General features: G+C 66.0%; 13 protein-coding genes and 1 pseudogene. 1 reads left to right on the top strand and 13 read right to left on the bottom strand.

Annotated features, from left to right (window positions below; all coding sequences use genetic code 11):
- Positions 1-29: 29 nt before the first annotated feature.
- The 9 genes from FJW06_RS22605 to FJW06_RS22650 all read right to left on the bottom strand — a co-directional run bounded on the left by FJW06_RS22605 (position 30) and on the right by FJW06_RS22650 (position 14135).
- Positions 30-3854 (bottom strand): DUF11 domain-containing protein, encoded by a 3825-nt coding sequence (locus tag FJW06_RS22605; protein WP_140754652.1) that lies wholly within the window; start codon positions 3852-3854, stop codon positions 30-32.
- Positions 3851-5830: a hypothetical protein gene (locus tag FJW06_RS22610; RefSeq protein WP_140754654.1), complete on the bottom strand. Its 1980-nt coding sequence runs from the start codon at positions 5828-5830 to the stop codon at positions 3851-3853. Before FJW06_RS22610 ends, FJW06_RS22605 begins: the two co-directional genes overlap by 4 nt.
- Positions 5831-6186: 356 nt before the next feature.
- Positions 6187-7128 (bottom strand): alpha/beta hydrolase, encoded by a 942-nt coding sequence (locus tag FJW06_RS22615; protein WP_140754656.1) that lies wholly within the window; start codon positions 7126-7128, stop codon positions 6187-6189.
- A 214-nt stretch (positions 7129-7342) separates the two neighbouring features.
- Positions 7343-8125, bottom strand: a complete 783-nt coding sequence (locus tag FJW06_RS22625) for a carnitinyl-CoA dehydratase (protein WP_140754658.1) — start codon at positions 8123-8125, stop codon at positions 7343-7345.
- On the bottom strand, positions 8118-10196 hold the full coding sequence (locus FJW06_RS22630) for an acetate--CoA ligase family protein (RefSeq protein ID WP_140754660.1): 2079 nt from the start codon (positions 10194-10196) through the stop codon (positions 8118-8120). The genes FJW06_RS22625 and FJW06_RS22630 overlap by 8 nt, the downstream gene beginning before the upstream one ends.
- A 64-nt stretch (positions 10197-10260) precedes the next feature.
- Positions 10261-11424, bottom strand: a complete 1164-nt coding sequence (locus FJW06_RS22635; protein ID WP_140754663.1) for an acyl-CoA dehydrogenase — start codon at positions 11422-11424, stop codon at positions 10261-10263.
- Between the two features lie 4 nt (positions 11425-11428).
- Positions 11429-12568 carry a carnitine 3-dehydrogenase gene (locus FJW06_RS22640; RefSeq protein ID WP_140754665.1) on the bottom strand — a complete coding sequence of 380 codons (1140 nt, stop codon included), beginning with the start codon at positions 12566-12568 and terminating at the stop codon, positions 11429-11431.
- A 2-nt stretch (positions 12569-12570) separates the two neighbouring features.
- On the bottom strand, positions 12571-13197 hold the full coding sequence (locus FJW06_RS22645) for an HD domain-containing protein (RefSeq protein ID WP_140754667.1): 627 nt from the start codon (positions 13195-13197) through the stop codon (positions 12571-12573).
- 14 nt (positions 13198-13211) lie between these two features.
- Positions 13212-14135 (bottom strand): 3-keto-5-aminohexanoate cleavage protein, encoded by a 924-nt coding sequence (locus FJW06_RS22650; protein WP_040979910.1) that lies wholly within the window; start codon positions 14133-14135, stop codon positions 13212-13214.
- Between the two features lie 136 nt (positions 14136-14271).
- Between FJW06_RS22650 and FJW06_RS22655 the strand changes: the two genes are divergently transcribed.
- Entirely contained in the window at positions 14272-15252 is a 981-nt protein-coding gene (locus FJW06_RS22655; protein WP_140754669.1) for a GlxA family transcriptional regulator, read from the top strand.
- On the opposite strand, the gene FJW06_RS22660 is transcribed toward FJW06_RS22655, so the two are convergent.
- The 4 genes and pseudogenes from FJW06_RS22660 to xylA all read right to left on the bottom strand — a co-directional run bounded on the left by FJW06_RS22660 (position 15233) and on the right by xylA (position 17907).
- Positions 15233-15778, bottom strand: coding sequence for an HAD hydrolase-like protein (locus FJW06_RS22660; RefSeq protein WP_348644068.1), 546 nt, complete (start codon positions 15776-15778; stop codon positions 15233-15235). The genes FJW06_RS22655 and FJW06_RS22660 overlap by 20 nt on opposite strands.
- A 2-nt stretch (positions 15779-15780) precedes the next feature.
- Positions 15781-16005: pseudogene (locus FJW06_RS30980) on the bottom strand (TIGR01458 family HAD-type hydrolase); the annotation flags it as partial.
- A gap of 78 nt (positions 16006-16083) precedes the next feature.
- Positions 16084-16287 (bottom strand): hypothetical protein, encoded by a 204-nt coding sequence (locus FJW06_RS22665; protein ID WP_140754671.1) that lies wholly within the window; start codon positions 16285-16287, stop codon positions 16084-16086.
- A 294-nt stretch (positions 16288-16581) separates the two neighbouring features.
- Positions 16582-17907 (bottom strand): xylose isomerase, encoded by a 1326-nt coding sequence (xylA, locus tag FJW06_RS22670; RefSeq protein ID WP_140754673.1) that lies wholly within the window; start codon positions 17905-17907, stop codon positions 16582-16584.
- Positions 17908-17998 lie beyond the last annotated feature (91 nt).

Raw genomic sequence — 17998 nt, forward strand, 5'->3', positions numbered from 1 at the left:
CTTCTTCAGCCGGCAATTGCGGCTTGATGCTACTGGATGTTCGCGCCTGTCGGGTCCTGCAACATGCGCCGCGGCTGACGCTGCGGGAATTGACGCAGCACGTTCGGGTTGAGCAGGATGCCGGGGTTGATCTCGACACCCGGCCGCCTGCGGATCGGCGTGCAGTCCGGGAACCGTCCGGTGGTGCCGACCGGGCAGCGCCGCCGGGTGAAGACCGGCTGGCATTGTCCGTCGATGAACTCCGCACCCGGTGCGCATTCCACCGGCGGCTTGCGGCAGGCGCCGTCGCGGATTTCGGTCCCGCGCGGGCAGACGCAGTCACCCCGCTTGTTTTGGACCTGGCCGCGGATGGCGCATTGCTCCTGACTCGGCTTCGACCGCTGGCAGGCCTTGCCCCGCACCTCCAGGCCGTCCGGGCAGGCGCAGTTACCGTTGGCGTCGCGCAGCTGGCCGCGGATCGGGCACTGCTTCGACACGATCGGCCGGCAGGCGCCGCCGCGCACCTCCGTGCGGCTCGGGCAGACGCAATCGCCATCGGCATTGCGGGACTGGCCGCGGACACGGCACTGGGCGGGCGGCTGCCTGTCAGGCACGCAAGCCTTGGCGGCACGGTCGAGATGCGTGCCTTTCGGGCAGAAGCAGCCGTCCGTCGTCAGCACTGCACCACGGATCGTGCATTTCGGCGGGACGACCTGGCACACGCCGTTCACCAGCTCGCCGCGGCGGCAGACGCAATTGCCGTCCTGGTCGCGGTACTGGCCGGGACGCAGCGTGCATTGCGGCTCCTGCGGCTCTCCGCTCTGAACGCACTTGCCGTTTTCCAGTTCGGTGCCGCGCGGGCAGACGCAGCGTCCGTCCTCGGTGCGGATCTGGCCCTGGAGCAGGACGCAACGCTGCGGCACCGGCAGCGGCAGAAGCTTGCTGCCACCGGACGAGCATTGGCCGTCACGGAAGGTGGTGCCTTCCGGACAGACACAGCGGCCGGCCGAGTTCAGCACCATTCCATACAAGCACTGGTTCTTCACCTCATGCCTGATGGTGAAGGGATGGCACGCATAGGCCTTGCCGCGATCGCCCTGCACGCCGCTCGGTGTGCGCGACAGCACGTCGCCGCCGCTTTGCACCGGCGTGTTCGGCGACAGCACGCCGACGCAGTTCTGCCCGCTGACCGTGCCCTTGGGATCGGCAAGCCGCCTGTCGTCGGGAAGGGTCACGGTGACATGGTGCTTGCGGCTTTCGCCGGCGCCGAGCGCCAGGTTCGCGATGCAGGACGCGGGCAGCGTCGCCGGCTCCGGCGAGCAGCCGAAGGGCGGGTCGATCGAGGTGATCCGGACGCCTTCCAGCCGGCCGAGACCTTCCACGCCGATCGCATCGCCGATGCGGACCGGACCGGAGAACGGGGTAGGCCCGTCATTCGTGATGGTGATCTCGAACGAGCATGGTTCTCCCGGCCGGCATTCGGCATCGCCGGTCTTCTCGACGCGGATGGTGGAAGTGCCGCCGGCCTTCACGCAGGCCTGGCCGATCGGGTGGACGATGTCGTCACCCGACGCCGGCCCGTAGGAGCCGCGCGCGCAATTCTCGAACGCGCCGTTGCCGCTCACCGTCACGTCGAAGTGCCGGCTGGTTCCGGGCGTCATCACGACGCCGGGAATCTGGCACGACAGCGTGTTGGCAGGCACCGGTCCGCAAGCCCAGTCCGCGCCGTCAGGGGTGACGCTCTGGATTTGCACAGGCGCTCCGCCCGACACCAGCGTGGTGGCATCGTTGACCCGCACCGGTCCGGTGGGGGCGGCGGTGCCGGTATTGGTGACGGTGATGCGGCAGGAAACAACCGCGGCGCCGGCAAGCGATCCGCCGCAGGTCTTGGTGATGCGCAGTCCGGGCTGGCCGCCATTCGGATGGCGGATGCGCTCGGTGGCGCAAGCTTTGTTGTTGGCGAGGTCGACCTCGCCGGCAATGCCCTTCACCTCGGCACAGTTCTCCACCGTGTCCGGCCGGTAGTTTGCCGGCATCACCGCCTTGACGACGATCGGCGCCGAGGCGCCCGGAGGCAGCGCGATGCCGGCATTGTCGCAGCGGAACTGTCCAGGCCGGTTCGGTCCGCAAGTCCATGGCGGGCTCGGCCCGAAGGTCGACGAGGTCGGCGCGCCGCCGGGGTAGTTGTCGATCACCGTCAGCGGCCCGTTATAGGTGCCGGTGCCGTTGTTGATGATGTCGATCACGAAAGAGCAGACGCCGTCCGGCGTGCAGACCGGGGCGCGGGCGCGCTTCTTCAGGATCAGGTCGACCTTCTTCTCGACCGGCGGATTGCACTGCGGATCGCGATCGCCGCGCCGGCAGATCGGGATCGAGGCGCAGCCGCGGTCGTTCTGCTGGCTGCCGAACAGCGGCTTGCCGCTGGCCTGGTAGTCATAGGCGGCGCAGTTGCGCAGCGCGCCGCCCTGCCAACCGCCAGCCGGCTTGAAGCCGAGCTTGAGGTTGACCGAAGCGCCGGGGTTGAGCGTCACCGCCGGATAGGTGCAGGTCATCGGCGTCGTGCCAGGCACGCAGACCCACGGCGCATTCGGCCCGGAGGTCAGCACGGCGCCTGCCGGCAATGTCACCTCGTCGAGCACGATCTTGCCGTTATAGGTCGCGTCGCCGACATTGGTGACGGTGATGGTGAAGTCGCAGCCGCCCGCCATCGTGCAGCGCGGCACGTCGGCATGCTTCTCGACCTTGAGGTCCGGTTCCTTGTCCTTCGGCGGACATCTCAAATCGCGCGGGATGACGATGTCGATGACCTGCGTGCAGCAGAGCCCCCAGCCCTCCTTCGGCCCGGCATAGGTCTCGATGCCGGTGACGATGAGGTGGATGGTCTCGCCGGGCGAGGCGCCGATGAGCTTCCAGTTCAGCACGCCGCCGCCGACCGGCACTTTCTGCGTGTCGGGAACGATGCTGACGCCGGGCGTGGTCGTCGACACCTGCACCCATTTGCCGCCCATCTCCGGGCCGACCGGCATGTGGTAGATGAAGGCGCCGCCGCCGGGCACGCAATCGACCGTGCCGCGCTCGACCTTGAAGCATTCCTTGCCGGGAGGCGGAGGCGGGGGGTAGCATTTGGTCAGGTCGATCTTGATCGAGGTTTTCACGCCGGTGAGGAAATCGCCGTCGTCGGGCTTGTCCGGATCCTGCGAGCGGATCGTTGTTGCCGGACCGCCCCTAAAGGCCACCTCGATCTCACCCTGGTTGTCGACCGTCGTCGGCACGGGAAAGGTCGCATGGTCTATCTTGGCGGTGATGCGGAAGGTGACGACGCGTTCGTTCGCAGCACCCGCGCCATCAAGGTTGGCAGCGCTGATACGGAAGTTGGAAACGCTGGCCGTGTCGGTCGGGCTGGCCGACGTGCTGATCGAAGCAGCGGGCAGCGGTCCGCCGGAGGCGCTGGTGCCGTCGCCGGCGACATCGACGCTGACGATCTGCAGGCCGTGCGGCAGCTGGTCCCTGAAATCGAGCCTCGTCGCCTTGAGCAAGGCAGCCACGCTTGGCCGGTCGAAGTCCTGCGGGTCGCCATGGATGCCGAAGCTCAGGACATATTCGACCGTATCGCAGCTTCTCTGGCCGCCTTTCTTGGTGAAGAACGGCACGATCCGCGCAAGTTCCGCGTTGATGCCGCGTGAGGCTGGACTGGTGGCCTGGTTGGTTGCGGCCGGAGCCTGGTCCTGGGCGAGCGCCGGCAAGGCCGTCATGGCGACCGCGACACCGGCCGCCATCAGCCAGCGCGCACCGCGCCTGGCATATGACAGTGGTTTCATGATCGTCTCCATGACGGTTTTGCGCGAGGCGGGGCGGGAGTGGGCGAGATCGCTCATCTGTCCCTCCTCGGCGCTTCGCAGTCGACGGCCGGCGTCCTGAGCGGCAGCGTCATCTTGCAGCAAGGATAGTAGCCACCCTTGTCCTGGTCGGACTTGCGGTAGAAGCAGAGCCCGACATTGACGGTGTCGCCCGGATCATGGCCAGTGATGTCGACCGTGTAGGGCTTGCCCGGGACATGCGACATGGGGGTTGTCACCCCGACGCCGGGCGTCCTGGACTGCGCCTTGATCGAATCGCCGCCGAAGCCGGCATGGTCATGGAGAGTGAGTTCGGCCCGAAGCCCGCGCGGCGTGCAGTAGTAATGCACGTCCTCGACATCTACGCAGGGCGGCAGATTGCCGGGCGGCGGGAAATCGGGCGGGTAGAACGGGGGCAGATAGCCGCCGCCGGGGATTTCCTCGTAATAGCCTGCGCGGCCCTCGCAGGGGCGCCAGACCCTGACGTCGCCAACATGGCCCTGCACGTCCGGTTCTTCGAAATAACCGTCGAAATCGACGAACCAGGAGCCGAAAGGCGGCACGTCGGCCGGCTTGACCAGCGCGCTCGGCGTCAGCTGCACGCCATGCACGGCAAGCGGCCCGCCGGCGGCGAGCCGCTCGGAAAGCTCCGGATTGTCGCGCAGCTTGTCGCCGGTGTTGACGACGGTGTCGGTGCAGACGGACGAGTCGAGATTACCCTCGGCGTCATAGCGATATTGCAGGTCGACGCCGCCGGTCGACTGGCGGTTGCCCTGCGGGAAGCCGACCGCATATTCCTCTGGAACCTGGACCCAGGCAGATTCCGTCGCCGGGTCGTCCGGGTCCTCGCGCCAGTAGCGGATCAACTCGCCTTTGCCGGAATCGGCGAAGCGGCTGTAATCGTAGCGGTTCTCGACCGGGCCGCGCTGGGCGAGATACATGAAGCCCTTGTTGTCGAAGGCGATGTCGGTGACGGCGTAGTCCTGGTCCGCCTTGACCGTCAGTTCCCAGCGCGGATCGCCGGCAAAGCTTCCGTCGCTCGCAATGCCGACCGACCAGATTTCGGCCTTCTCGCCGACGGAATAGTAGAGCCGGCCGCCATGATAGGCGACGGCCCAGACCCGACGCGCATCCTGCGTGTAGCCCCAGGTCGCGGGGTCTTCGCTATCGAAAGCGGCAGTCTGGATGTCCATGGCGGCGCCGTCGTCGGCGACTGGGGCTAGCCCATGCGCGGGGCGGCCGGCTACGCCATGGTCGAAGCTGTCGATCAGATTGCCCTCGATATCGATGCGGTGAATGAGCCCGTTATCGAGATCCGAAGCGAAGAACTCGCGATGAGTAGCATCGAAGGCGAGGTTGCCGATGCCGGGGCCGCTGTTGGTGTCGATGTCGGCGAATTTCGAGACCGCGCCGGTGATGCCGTCGATCTTCCAGATCGTGCCTGGACTGCCGCCATTCTCGGTGCCGAACTGGCCGTCCATGAAGACCGCGCCCGAGGCGCCGCGGCGCTGCCGCTCCGGCCTGCCGTCATTGTCGGCGTCCGGCGTGACGATCTCGACGCCGTGCATCGAGGTCGCGGCCGCATAGAGGTTCGGGATGCCCGATGGCACGCCGTCGCGCACGCCATCGTCATAGGCGAGGCCGAACACCTCGCCGATCTGGCCGGCCGTCACCTCGAAGGGTGGAGGCGTGTTGACCAGTTGGCCGGAAGCCGGTCCGCCGAGATTGGAAACGTCGAAAATGCGCAAGGATGCGCGGGAGGTGTCGATGAAGGTCTCGTCGACTGGGTCGACGCCGGGCGGCAATCCCTGATCGAAATCGGGAATGGTGGTGCCCGGAAAGCCGGTGAGCGCCATCGAACCGGGATAGATGATCCGGGTTTCCTGCGCCTTCGCCGCGCCGCCGATCCACAGGCCGGCGGACAGCGCCAAAGCGAGAATTCCGCTGCTTGTCGCGATTGCGCAACGCAAACGGCCGCCACCGGAACGCAGGAACGAGCCGCGAACGCCAGACATTGAACTCCCCCCGAAGCCGCTGGAAGGAACGTGCGCCTCTACCGCGCCGACCGGGGCAAGGCGCGGCGTTGCGGCACGTTCTTCCCCGATCGAATTGTCTGTTTTCCTCTTTGTGACGATACGCCGGCTGCTGGGCAGGGTCAACGGAATCAGCCGGAAGCCCGGCGCATCGACCCCTTCCCGAAGGCGGTGATCGCGCCGGACTCCCGTTGTTCCCGAAGACCGCGAAGTCCCTGGGTTTCTGGTCATGGCGGCTTTCCTTTCCAGGCCGCACCATTGCGGCGCTTGGCCATCAGTCGCCGGCTGGCGGGGAAAGGTTCATGGAAGGATTGCGGAGCGGAAAGCGCCTCCGGGTGTCACCAGATCCAGTCGCCCCGGCCGAGCGTCGAAACGGCATCGACGATGCGGGTGAAGCTCGTCCGCGCCCGGCCGACCATGTGGCGGGCCCTGAGGTAACCATGCACCAGCCCAGGCTCCTCGAACCAGGTGGCGTATCCGCCGGCCGCGACGATGCGGTCGCGATAGGCCTCACCGTCGGAGGACAGCGGATCGCATTCGGCGGTGATCAGCACCGTCGGCGGCAGGTTGGCGAAATCGGCGTCGGCCAGCGGGTAGAGCGTGATATCGCCGGTCAGGTCGACACCGCCGGTGCGGATATGCTTGTAGAAATCGAGGTCGCGCACGGTCAACATCGGCGCCTCGGCATGGGTCACGTAGGAGCCGCGCGAATGGTCGCCGCCCAAGCCGGGGTAGATCAGCACCTGGCCGGCGGGCTTCTTTCCATGGCCGCGCGTCGCATGCGCGACGGCCGCGCAGAGATTGCCGCCGGCGCTGTCGCCGCAGAGCACGATCGCGCAGTCATAGGTCCTTGCGGCCCATTCGAAGGCGTCCATCGCGTCGTCGAAGGCCGCCGGGTGCAGATGTTCCGGCGCCAGCCGGTAATCGAGCGAGACCACCTCGAACCCGGTGCGGGCGCATAGCTCGGCGCAGACATCGTCATGGCTGTCCAACCCGCCGAGGATGAAGCCGCCGCCATGGATATAGAGCACCATCGCGGCTCGGTTCGGAACGGCGTTCCGATAGATGCGGATCGAGATGCTGTTGGTTGGCGCGGCAATGGCGGTCGTCTCCGCCGTCACCCCTTGCGGATAGCCGGCAAAGAACTCCCGGCACATCCGGTCGTAGATCGCCCGCTGCTCTTCGACCGTGTAGTCGACCGTATCAGGCGGGTAGTAGGAGTTGGTCTTCTCGATGAAGGCCCAGGTCTCGGCGTCGATGAGGGTTTTATAGTCGGTCATTGCGGTTGGACCGACTGGAGAGGTTCAGCCCAGTCACCCCCCTCTGGCCTGCCGGCCATCTCCCCCGCAAGGGAGGAGATCAGATGTCGTCCCGGCTTTCGCCAATCGCCGACGTTAGAAAGGGAGTGCCGCCGACGAAGCTGCCAATCTCCCTCTTTGCGGGGGAGATGCCCGGCAGGGCAGAGGGGGGTGCCTCGCGCCGTCATCTCCGACGTTATCGTCCCTTCCACACCGGGTCGCGCTTCTCCGCGAACGCGCGAAAGCCTTCCATATTGTCTTCCGACCCGTAGAGGATATCGACCGTAGGCAGCTGCCGGCGCGTCACCTTGTTCATGGCGTCCTGGAAGGTCAGGGCCTCGGCAACCCGCGCCGTCTCCTTGATCGAGGCGAAGACCAGCGGCGGGCCGCTGGCCAAGAGCCTTGCGATCTCCCAGACACGCTCCTCGAGCTTGTCCTTGGGCAGCACCTCGTTGACCAGGCCCCAGCGATGCGCCTCGGCGACATCCATCCAGCGGCCGGTGAACAGAAGATCCATGGCGATATGGTAGGGAATGCGCTTCGGCAGCTTGATGGTCGCCGCGTCGGCCAGCGTGCCGGCGCGAATCTCCGGCAGCGCGAAGGAGGAATGGTCCGAGGCGTAGATGAGGTCGCAGGACAGCGCCAGCTCGAAACCGCCGCCCACCGCCATTCCGTTGACGCAGGCGATCACCGGCTTGTTCAGGTCGCGCAGCTCCTGCAGCCCGGCAAAGCCGCCGACGCCGTAGTCGCCGTCGACGGCATCGCCGGCTGCCGCCGCCTTCAGGTCCCAGCCGGCGCTGAAGAACTTGTCGCCGGCCGTCTTGACGATGGCGACACGCAACTCCGGATCGTCACGGAACGCCTTGAAGGTCTCGCCCATCAGCCGTGACGTCTTGAGGTCGATCGCGTTGGCCTTCGGCCGATCGAGCGTGACCTCGATGATCGCGCCTTCGCGGCGGGTGGTGATGACGTCAGCCATTCTTCTTCTCTCCAAGCACGAGCAGGGCGTCAGCGATCCATGCGCCCTTGCCTTCGGCGCAGACGATCAGCGGGTTGATGTCGAGTTCTTCGATCTCGCCTTCGTTCTTCTGCACGAAGTCGGCGATGCCGGCGATGGCGTCGATGGCGGCGTTGACGTCGGCCTTCGGCCGGCCGCGATAGCCTTCGAGCAGCGGATAGAGCTTGAGCCCACGCAATGCCGCCTCGATGTCGTCGCGCGTCGCCGGCAGCATGAGCGTCACGCTGTCGCGCAACAGCTCGACCAGCACGCCGCCGGTGCCGAGCGTCATCACCACGCCGAACATCGGATCGCGGGTGAAGCCGACGATCAGCTCGGCGACGCCGTCGCGCACCATGCGCTCGGCATAGAGCCCGGTGCCGAGCGGCAAGAGGTCGTGTGCGGCGGCGCTGACGGATTCGGCGTCCTTGAGGTTCAGCCTGACGGCGCCGACTTCCGACTTGTGCGTCACGCCGAGCGCTTTCAACGCCACCGGGAAGCCCAGCGTCATGGACGAGATCACCGCCTCGACCGCGTTGGAGGCGCGTTCGCCCTTCGGCACCGGCAGGCCGGCCTTGATCAGCCTTTCCTTGGCCTCGGCCTCGTCCGGTGTGACGCGCTTGGCTTCGGACGCGCCTGCCGCAGTGGTGTCGACCGGCTGCGCCTGCGGCTCGCGCCAGGCCCAGCCGATGAAAGCGGCGGCCTGGGCGGCGTCCATGGCTTCCGAAATGCCGAACAGCGGCACCATGCCGCGCGCCATCAGGCCGGCGGTGTATTCCTCGGGAAGGTTTTCCGGCAGCGAAGAGACGATCGCGCCTTGCGCCTTGTTGGTCTTCAATGCGGCCTCGAAGGCGCGCAGCGTCGCCCACCAGTCGACGTCCGAGCAGCGGTCCGGGCGTGGGAAGTCGAGCACCAGCATGTTCAAGTCGAAGCCGCCCGACACCATGGCGGTGAAGGTGGCCGTCATCGCCGGCTCGTTGTTCCAGATGAAGGTGTGGTAGTCGAGCGGGTTGGCAACCGCGACCAGCGGCCCGAGCGTCGATTTCACATGCGCGCGGTGCTCGGCCGTCAGGGCCGGAAAATGCACCCAGCGCCCCTCGGCGCTGTCGGCCATGACGGACGCCTCGCCGCCGGAGCAGCTCATCGACGAGAGCCTGTAGCCGGGCAACGGGCCGGTGATGTGCAAAAGCTTCAGCGCCTCGATGAAGGCCGGAATGGAATCGACGCGCGCAATGCCGAGCCGTTTCAGGAAGGCGCCGGAGGCGGCGTCCGATCCGGCGAGCGAGGCGGTGTGCGACACCGTCGCCTGTCGCGCCTGTTCGGAACGGCCGACCTTCATGGCGATGATCGGCTTCTTCAATTCGCGCGCCCGCGCCGCCAGCCGCTCGAAGCCGGCGACCGAGTCGAAAGCCTCGATATGAAGGCCGAGCGAGGTGACGCGCTCGTCCTCGATCAGGCCGAGCGCCATTTCGGAGAGCCCGGTCTGCGCCTGGTTGCCGGCGGTCATCAGGAAGGCGATCGGCAGGCCGCGCTTCTGCATCGTCATGTTGATGGCGATGTTGGACGACTGGGTGATGATGGCCACACCCTTGCCGCCTTCGGCCAGACGGATGCCGCCATGCTGGTCGGGCCAAAGCAATGCGCCGTCGGCATAGTTGATCAGCCCGTAGCAGTTCGGCCCGATGATCGGCATCCGGCCGGCGGCCGCGACGAGCTCGGCCTGCAGCCGCTCGCCGTCCTCGTCATAGGCTTCGGTCTCGAGAAAGCCGGCTGCGAAGCAGACGGCGCCGCCGGCGCCGCGCTCGGCCAGCGCCTTGATCACCTCGATGGTGAGATGCCGATTGACGCCGACGAATGCAGCGTCCGGCGCTCCAGGCAGGTCGGCGACGGAGCGATAGGCCTTGCGGCCGGCGACCTCGTCCTTGGTCGGATGCACCGGCCAGATTTCGCCGGCAAAGCCCATCTTGATCGATTGCGCCACGACGGCGGCGGCCTGCGCCCCGCCGAACACGGCGATCGATTTCGGGCGCAGGAGACGTTCGAGTTTATGCATGGCCATCTTTTCGTTTGAGCGCGATCTTCGCCAAAGCCGGGAGCCGGCTTTGGCGCATCATGCTCTAAGCCCCGAACGGACGCAGCAGCGCCCGCGAAATAATATGTCGCTGAATCTCCGACGTGCCTTCCCAGATGCGCTCGACGCGGGCGTCGCGCCAGATGCGCTCCAGCGGCAGGTCGTCCATCAGCCCCATGCCGCCATGGATCTGGATGGCCTCGTCTGCGACGAAGGCCAGCATCTCGGTGGCTTTCAGCTTGGCCATCGCCATGTCCTGGTCGGTGACGGTGCCCTGATCGTACTTCCAGCCGGCTTCGAAGACCATCAGGTCGGCGGCCTTCAGTTCCGTCGCCATATCGGCGAGCTTGAACGAGACGCCCTGGAACTTGCCGATCTGCTGGCCGAACTGCTGGCGCTGCGCGGCATATTCGATGGCGTGCGACAGCGCGCGCTCGGCGCGGCCGAGGCAGGTCGCGCCGACCTGCAGCCGGGTGGCGCCAAGCCAGGAATTGGCGACGTCGAAGCCCTTGTGCACCTCGCCGAGCACCTGGCTCGCCGGCAGCCGGCAATCGTCGAACTCGAGGATCGAGTTGGTGTAGCCGCGATGCGAGACATTGCGATAGCCGTCGCGCACCGTGAAACCCTTGGTGCCCTTGTCGACGAAGAAGGCGGTGATCTTCTTGCGCTTGCCGCGCGGCGAATCCTCTTCGCCCGAAGCCATGAACACGATGGCGAAATCGGCGATGTCGGCGTGGCTGATGAAGTGCTTGGTGCCGTTGAGCACCCAGTCCGAGCCGTCCTGCACGGCGGTCGCCTTCATGCCGCGCAGGTCTGAGCCGGCACCCGGTTCCGTCATCGCCAGGCAGTCCCACTTCTCGCCGCGGATGCAGGGGAAGAGATATTTCTCGCGCTGCTCCGGCGTGCCGGCGAGCAGGATGTTGGAGGGACGCGCCACGCAGGTCCAGTGCAGCGCGTAATTGGCGCGGCCGAGCTCCTTCTCGTAGAGCAGCCAGCTCACCGTATCGAGGCCCGCGCCCCCGACATCGGCCGGCATGTTCGCCGCGTAAAGGCCGGCTTCGATAGCCTTGGCCTTCAATTCGTCGATCAGCTCGCGGCGCAGCACGCCGGTGCGCTCCACCTCGCGTTCATGCGGGTAGAGCTCGTTCTCGACGAAGGCGCGCGTCGTCTCGACGATGAGCTTTTGTTCTTCCGAAAGACCGAACTGCATCGCCTCAGCCCTTCTTCTTGCTTTTCTTCGCCTTCTCGGCCTTTCCGGCTTTTGTCGGCTTCTCAGCCTTTGCCGGCTTGGCTGCTTTCTTCACCGGCTTGGCCGCCTCGGCCTTTGCGGCAGCCTTGGCCGGGGTCTTCTTCGCCGCCAGCTTGGCGAGCTGCCTGGTATAGTCCTTGTGCAGCGCGCCGGCGCCCCAGCCCTTGCCCTTGTTCTGCCTCGACAGCGCTTCCATGATCGCGACCAGATTGTCGTCGCGGATGCGCTCCAGCTCGCGGATCGACAGCCCGTGCGCCTGTTCGTCCGACTGCGTGGCGATCAGGTCGACCAACTCGTCGTTGAACTCCGGCACGTCCATCAGCTTGGTCCACGGCCATTTCAGGCAGGGCCCGAACTGCGCCATGAAGTGGCGCATGCCGGCCTCGCCGCCGGCGACGCGGTAGACCTGGAACATGCCCATCTGCGCCCAGCGCAGGCCGAATGAATAGCGCATGATGTCGTCGAGTTCCTCGACGGTGCAGATGCCGTCCTTGACCAGCCACAGCGCCTCGCGCCACGCGGCTTCGAGCAGGCGGTCGCCGACGAAGGCCTCGATCTCCTTGCGCACCACCACCGGCTTCATGCCGATCGAGGCATAGAGCTCCTTGGCGACCTCGATCGCCTCGGGAAAAGTCTGCTCGCCGCCGACGATCTCGACCAGCGGCAGAAGATAGACCGGATTGAACGGATGGCCGACGACCAGCCGCTCGGGGTGCTTCTTCATCGCCACCTGCATGTCGGTCGGCTTGATGCCGGAGGTCGACGAGCCGACGATGGCGTTGGCCGGCGCATGCGCGTCGATCTCGGCCAGCACCTTGTGCTTGAGGTCCAGCCGCTCCGGCACGCTCTCCTGGATGAAGTCGGCGTCGGCAACCGCTTCGGCGATGGTCTTGGCGAAGGTCAGCTTGCCTTCCTTGGGCAGGCCGCCGGGCAGCATCTGCTTGTAGGCCCGCCTCGCGCCCTTCGTTACCTCGCCCACCTTGCGCGACGCTTCGGGATCCGGATCGAAGATCGAGACGTCGATGCCGTTCAAGAGCAGCCGCGCCACCCAGCCGGCGCCGATGACTCCGCCGCCGATGGCGGCCGCCTTGTTGATGATGCTCATGGTCAGGCTCCGGTTCTCGTCTTGGCTGTATCGGGGTCGGTGAGGACCACACGCTCGCCGGCGCGGACCACCGCCGGGTCGTAGGCCTTGCGGGCGAAGACTGCGAGCACGAAGGGCCGGAAGAACTCGACCGGCAGCGTCTCGTAGTCGGGATCGAAGCTTGACTGGTCCCAGCGCTCGCAGAACTGGTCGCAGTCGTCGAAATAGGGATGCCCGGCGAAGCGGTCACGGGCATGCCGGTTGCCGCCCAGATGATGCGCGTAGTAGAGGCGCTGGAAATCGCCGTGCTTTTCCACCACCCAGGTGCATTGCTCGCGCACGAAAGGCTTCAGGATAGCAGCCGCATATTCGTCGTGGTTGTAGGGCGCGTAGATGTCGCCGATGTCGTGCAGCAGCGCAGAGACGATCCAGTCGGTGTCGGCGCCGTCCTTCCAGGCGCGCGTCGCCGCCTGCAGCGAATGGCCGAGCCGGGTGATCTTGTAGCCGGAAAGCCCTTCGTCCAGTTGCACGAGCGCGTCGAGCAGCCGGTCGCCGGTCTTGGCGGCATAGTCGATCTCATGGGCGGTCAGGAATTCGTAGTCTTCCCTGTCGCCGTCCTTCATCGCGGTGAATTTGACGGTATCAGCCATGACCAGCGGCCGCCTTACGCTGCGGCCGCGATCGGCGCCCGCTTGGTGAGGTTGAGCTTCTTGCGCACTTCCTCAGGCCCGAGGATACGCGCGCCGAGATTGGTGACGATGCTCGCCGCGCGTTCGACCAGCTGCGCGTTTGTCGCCAGCACGCCCTTGTCAAGCCACAGATTGTCTTCCAGGCCGACGCGGACATTGCCGCCGGCAAGCACGGCTGCCGCGGCATAGGCCATCTGGTTGCGGCCGATCGAGAAGGCCGACCAGTTCCAGGTCGACGGCACGTTGTTGACCATCGCCATGAAGGTGTTGAGGTCGTCAGGCGCGCCCCACGGCACGCCCATGCAGAGCTGCACCAGCGCATCCGGGTTGAGGACCTTCTCCTCCACCAGCTGCTTGGCGAACCACAGATGTCCGGTGTCGAAGGCCTCGATCTCGGGCTTGACGCCCAGCGCCGTCATCATGCCGCCCATGGCGCGCAGCATGCCGGGCGTGTTGGTCATCACATAATCGGCCTCGGCGAAGTTCATCGTGCCGCAATCCAGCGTGCAGATCTCCGGCAGGCACTGGCGCACATGTTCCATGCGGTTGGTGGCGCCGCCCATGTCGGTGCCTTTTTCATTGAGCGGCAGCGGCGCTTCCGGCGAGCCGAACACCATGTCGCCGCCCATGCCGGCGGTGAGGTTCAGCACCACGTCGACATTGGCTTCGCGGATGCGTTCGGTCACCTCGCGGTAGAGATGCACGTCGCGCCTCGGCTTACCGGTCTCGGGGTCGCGCACATGGCAATGGACGATCGCCGCACCCGCCTTGGCGGCGTCGATCGCCGAATCGGCGATCTGCTTGGGCGAGCGCGGCACATGCGGGCTGCGGTCCTGCGTGCCGCCGGAGCCGGTCACGGCACAGGTAATGAAGACCTCGCGGTTCATCGCAAGCGGCATAGTCTTTCCTCCCAGTTCGATCAGCCACCCATGTCGACCAAAGAGTCGGAAACCGGCTTTGGTATGACGACATGGGCCGAAGCTGGCCAAGAATGACCGACTTGCCGGAAACTGTTTTGCGTTTTACGAATGCCTCATGATCAAAAACGAAAAGCCGAGCATCTTTCGGTCCGAGCGCGAGACGCTCAAGGTCACGTTCCTTGTGTTCTCGGGGTCCTCGATCATGTGCGTGGCCTCGGCGGTCGACCCGCTTCGTGCCGCAAACCGCATCTCGGGCGAGACGCTGTTCGATTTCAAGCTGGTCTCGGTCACCGGCGAGGCGCCGGTCACGACATGCGGCCTGCCCGTGGCCGTCAGCGGCCGCTTCGACGCGACTGAGGCGACCGACATGCTGGTCGTCGTCGCCGGCTTCGGCACGCAGAACTACGCCACGTCGGCCTTGCTTGCGGGTTTGCGCCGCGCCGCCCGCGCGGCCCGCGCCTGCGGCGGCGTCGAGGCCGGCACCTGGCTGGTGGCACGCGCCGGCCTTCTCGAGGGCCGCAGCGCCACCACCCATTGGGAGGACATGGAAGATTTCTCCGCCGCCTTCCCGGGCGTCGACGTGCGACCGGACCGCTATGTCATCGACGGGCCGGTCTTCACCTCCGGCGGCGCCTCGCCGACCTTCGACCTGATGCTGCATCTCGTCCGTACGAGGCTCGGCATGGCGGCGGCGCTCGATGTCGCGAGCGTCTTCATCTACGACCAGGCCCGTGCCGCGACCGACGCGCAGCCGCTGGTCTCGCTCGGCCGGCTCGACGGCTACGACTCGCGGCTCGCCCAGGCGATCCGCCTGATGGAAGCGCATGTCGACCAGCCGCTCACCATCGACGCCGTGGCCAAGCGCGCGGGCGTGACGGCACGGACGCTGGAAAGCATCTTCCGCAAGTCGATCGGCGAGACGCCCGGCGCCTATTATCTGAGGCTGCGCCTCAGTGCCGCCCGCCGCCTCGTGGTCGACACGCGCATCGCCATGGCGGATATTGCCGGGCGCACAGGCTTCTCGTCCGCCGCGGCCTTTTCCAGGGCGTTCTCCAGAGCGTTCGGCGAGGCGCCGGTCAGGCTGCGGCGCGGCTGATTATCCAGTCGGCCGCTGCCGCCAAATCGTCGACCACGGCAGTAGGCGCCGGATCGAAGCGCGTTTCGTCGCCAGGGCGGTACTTGCCGGTCCGCACGAGCAGCCCAGCGCCGAGTCCGGCGCGCAATGCGCCGGCGACATCGCTCTCCGCATCGTCGCCGACCATGACCGCATCGGCCGGCGGGCAACGCAACCCGCCAAGTGCCGACAGGAAGAAATCGGGCGACGGCTTGCCGAGCACGACAGGGCTGCGGCCGCTGGCGAATTCGAGCGCCGCGACGAAGGCGCCGGTGTCGAGGCTGAGTTGGCCATCCGCATCCTTGAGGTGCGGTTGGTGGCCAAAGCCACAAAATCGGCACCGGCGGATAACGCGCGGAAAGCACGGTTGAGGCTGGCATAGCCGAATGCCTCGCCGGCATCGCCCACGACGACCGCCTTGCTGCTTCCTCCCTCCAGCCCCGAAAACTCTGCTTCGAGATCGGGATGGACGAGCAGATGCGGCTCGCGCCCACGCCTGCGCAACCATTCGATCGCAGCCTGCGCTGGCGTCAGCAGTTCTTCATCCGCAACTTTGATGCCCATGGCGGCAAGTTGCGCGACGATCTTGCTGCGCGGCGAGCGTGTCGTGTTGCTGACGAAACGCAGCGGCAAGGCGGCATCGTGCAGACGCTTAACTGCCTTCGCCGCTCCCGCTATCGGGGTGTCGCGATCACAGACGACACCCAGAAGATCCAGGAGCACCGCGCGTTTCATAGACGCAGGATGGAGAAACAGTCTGCGTTCGTCAAACTGCGAACGAATCGGGCCGCGGAAGAACGGGCCAATGTGAAATCAGGCGGCGTCGCGGCCTTCGTTGACGATGCGCGAGCGCATGCTCCTGGCCAGCGCCGTTTCGAGCCGCGCGGCGACCGCGCGATCCCATTCATTCGGCTTGCGGGCGCCGTCTTTCGAATGCGGCAGCGCCATCAGCCGATCGATGATCGAACCAGCCTCGCTGGAAGAGAGCAGGGCGTCGATTTCGCGTTCGTGCTGCATACGTTTCGCCTCCTTCTTCTATACCCGCCACAGGAGCCACGTTTATACGAGTTCCGTGACGGCTGTTTGAAGGCAAGAACGGGGCGATTGAGGGGCGATTCGGGGCAAGACCTTGTCGTGAGGTCCTGCCCCGGGCGAAGGCGAATTCAAGCGCGATCGCTTGTCGGATCGATGCGGTCGGCTGGCCGGGACGTTTCACCGTTTCACGGAAACGGCGAAACGCTCTGTTTCTTTGTTTTTGCGCGATTCCGGGCGGAAAAGCGTTCACGCTTTTCCTGCAATTGCTCTGGGCGGTCACACGTAGCGATTGACGATATTCTCCAGCAGCTCCTGCCGACCGGAGCGCGGCTGCGGCTCGATCTTCTCCTTCACCACGCGTTCGGCGATCGCCTCAAGCGTGCGCTCGCCCGAGAGCATCGCCTTGCCTTCGGCGGTGCTCCAGCCGGCGTAGCGTTCGGCGAGCGGGCCGGACAGCGCCTTGTCCTCGATCATCTTCGCCGCCGCCTTGAGGCCGCGCGCGCAGGCATCCATGCCGCCGATATGGCCAATCAGGAGATCGTCCGGGTCGAGCGACTGGCGCCGGAGCTTGGCATCGAAATTGGTGCCGCCGGTCTTGAAGCCGCCGCCCTGCAGCACCTGGTAATAGGCCAGCGCCATTTCCGGCACGTTGTTGGGGAACTGGTCGGTGTCCCAGCCCGACTGGTAGTCGTTGCGGTTCATGTCGATCGAGCCGAAGATGCCGAGCGCGTTGGCCAAGGCCAGTTCGTGCTCGAAGGAATGGCCGGCGAGGATCGCGTGGCCCTGCTCGATGTTGAGCTTTACCTCCTTCTCGAGCCCGAAGCGCTTGAGGAACCCGTACACCGTGGCGACGTCGTAGTCGTACTGGTGCTTGGTCGGCTCCTGCGGCTTCGGCTCGATCAGGATCGTTCCCTCGAAGCCGATTTTGTGCTTGTAGTCGACGACGAGGTTGAGGAAGCGGCCGGCCTGCTCCTGCTCGCGCGCAAGGTCGGTGTTGAGCAAGGTTTCATAGCCCTCGCGCCCGCCCCACAGCACATAGTTCTCGCCCTTCAGCTTCTTGGTGACGTCAATGCATTTCTTCACAGTCGCCGCCGCATAGGCGAACACATCGGGATCCGGATTGGTGGCCGCGCCGGCCATGAAGCGGCGGTGCGAGAACAGGTTCGCCGTGCCCCAGAGCAGCTTGACGCCGGTCTTTTTCATCTTGTCGGCGAAATAGTCGGTGATCTCGTCGAGGCGCGCGGCACTTTCGGAGAAATCCTTGCCTTCGGGGCGCACGTCGGCGTCGTGGAAGCAGAAATAGGGCGCTCCGAGCAGCGAGAACATCTCGAAGGCGACATCGGCCTTGAGCCTGGCCAGTTCCATCGTGTCGACGCCGCTCGGCTTGGCGAACCAGGGCCGGTCGAAGGTCTGGCCGCCGAACGGGTCGCCGCCCGGCCATGCGAAGGAATGCCAATAGGCGACGGCGAAGCGCAGATGGTCTTCCAGCCGCTTGCCGGCGACGACCTCGTCCGGATTGTAGAAGCGATAGGCCAGCGGATTGGTCGAATCCGGCCCCTCATATTTGATCTTCGTGATGTCGCCGAAAAATCCGCTGCTCATGGTTTCCTTCCTCTCCAAGTGCTTGCCCGATTACCTTGGGCGTAATTGGTTTCGCTCTTTCACGGGGCCAAAAGGGTCATGTCGAAACGAT

The sequence above is a fragment of the Mesorhizobium sp. B4-1-3 genome, from assembly GCF_006439355.1.
Lineage (GTDB): Bacteria > Pseudomonadota > Alphaproteobacteria > Rhizobiales > Rhizobiaceae > Mesorhizobium.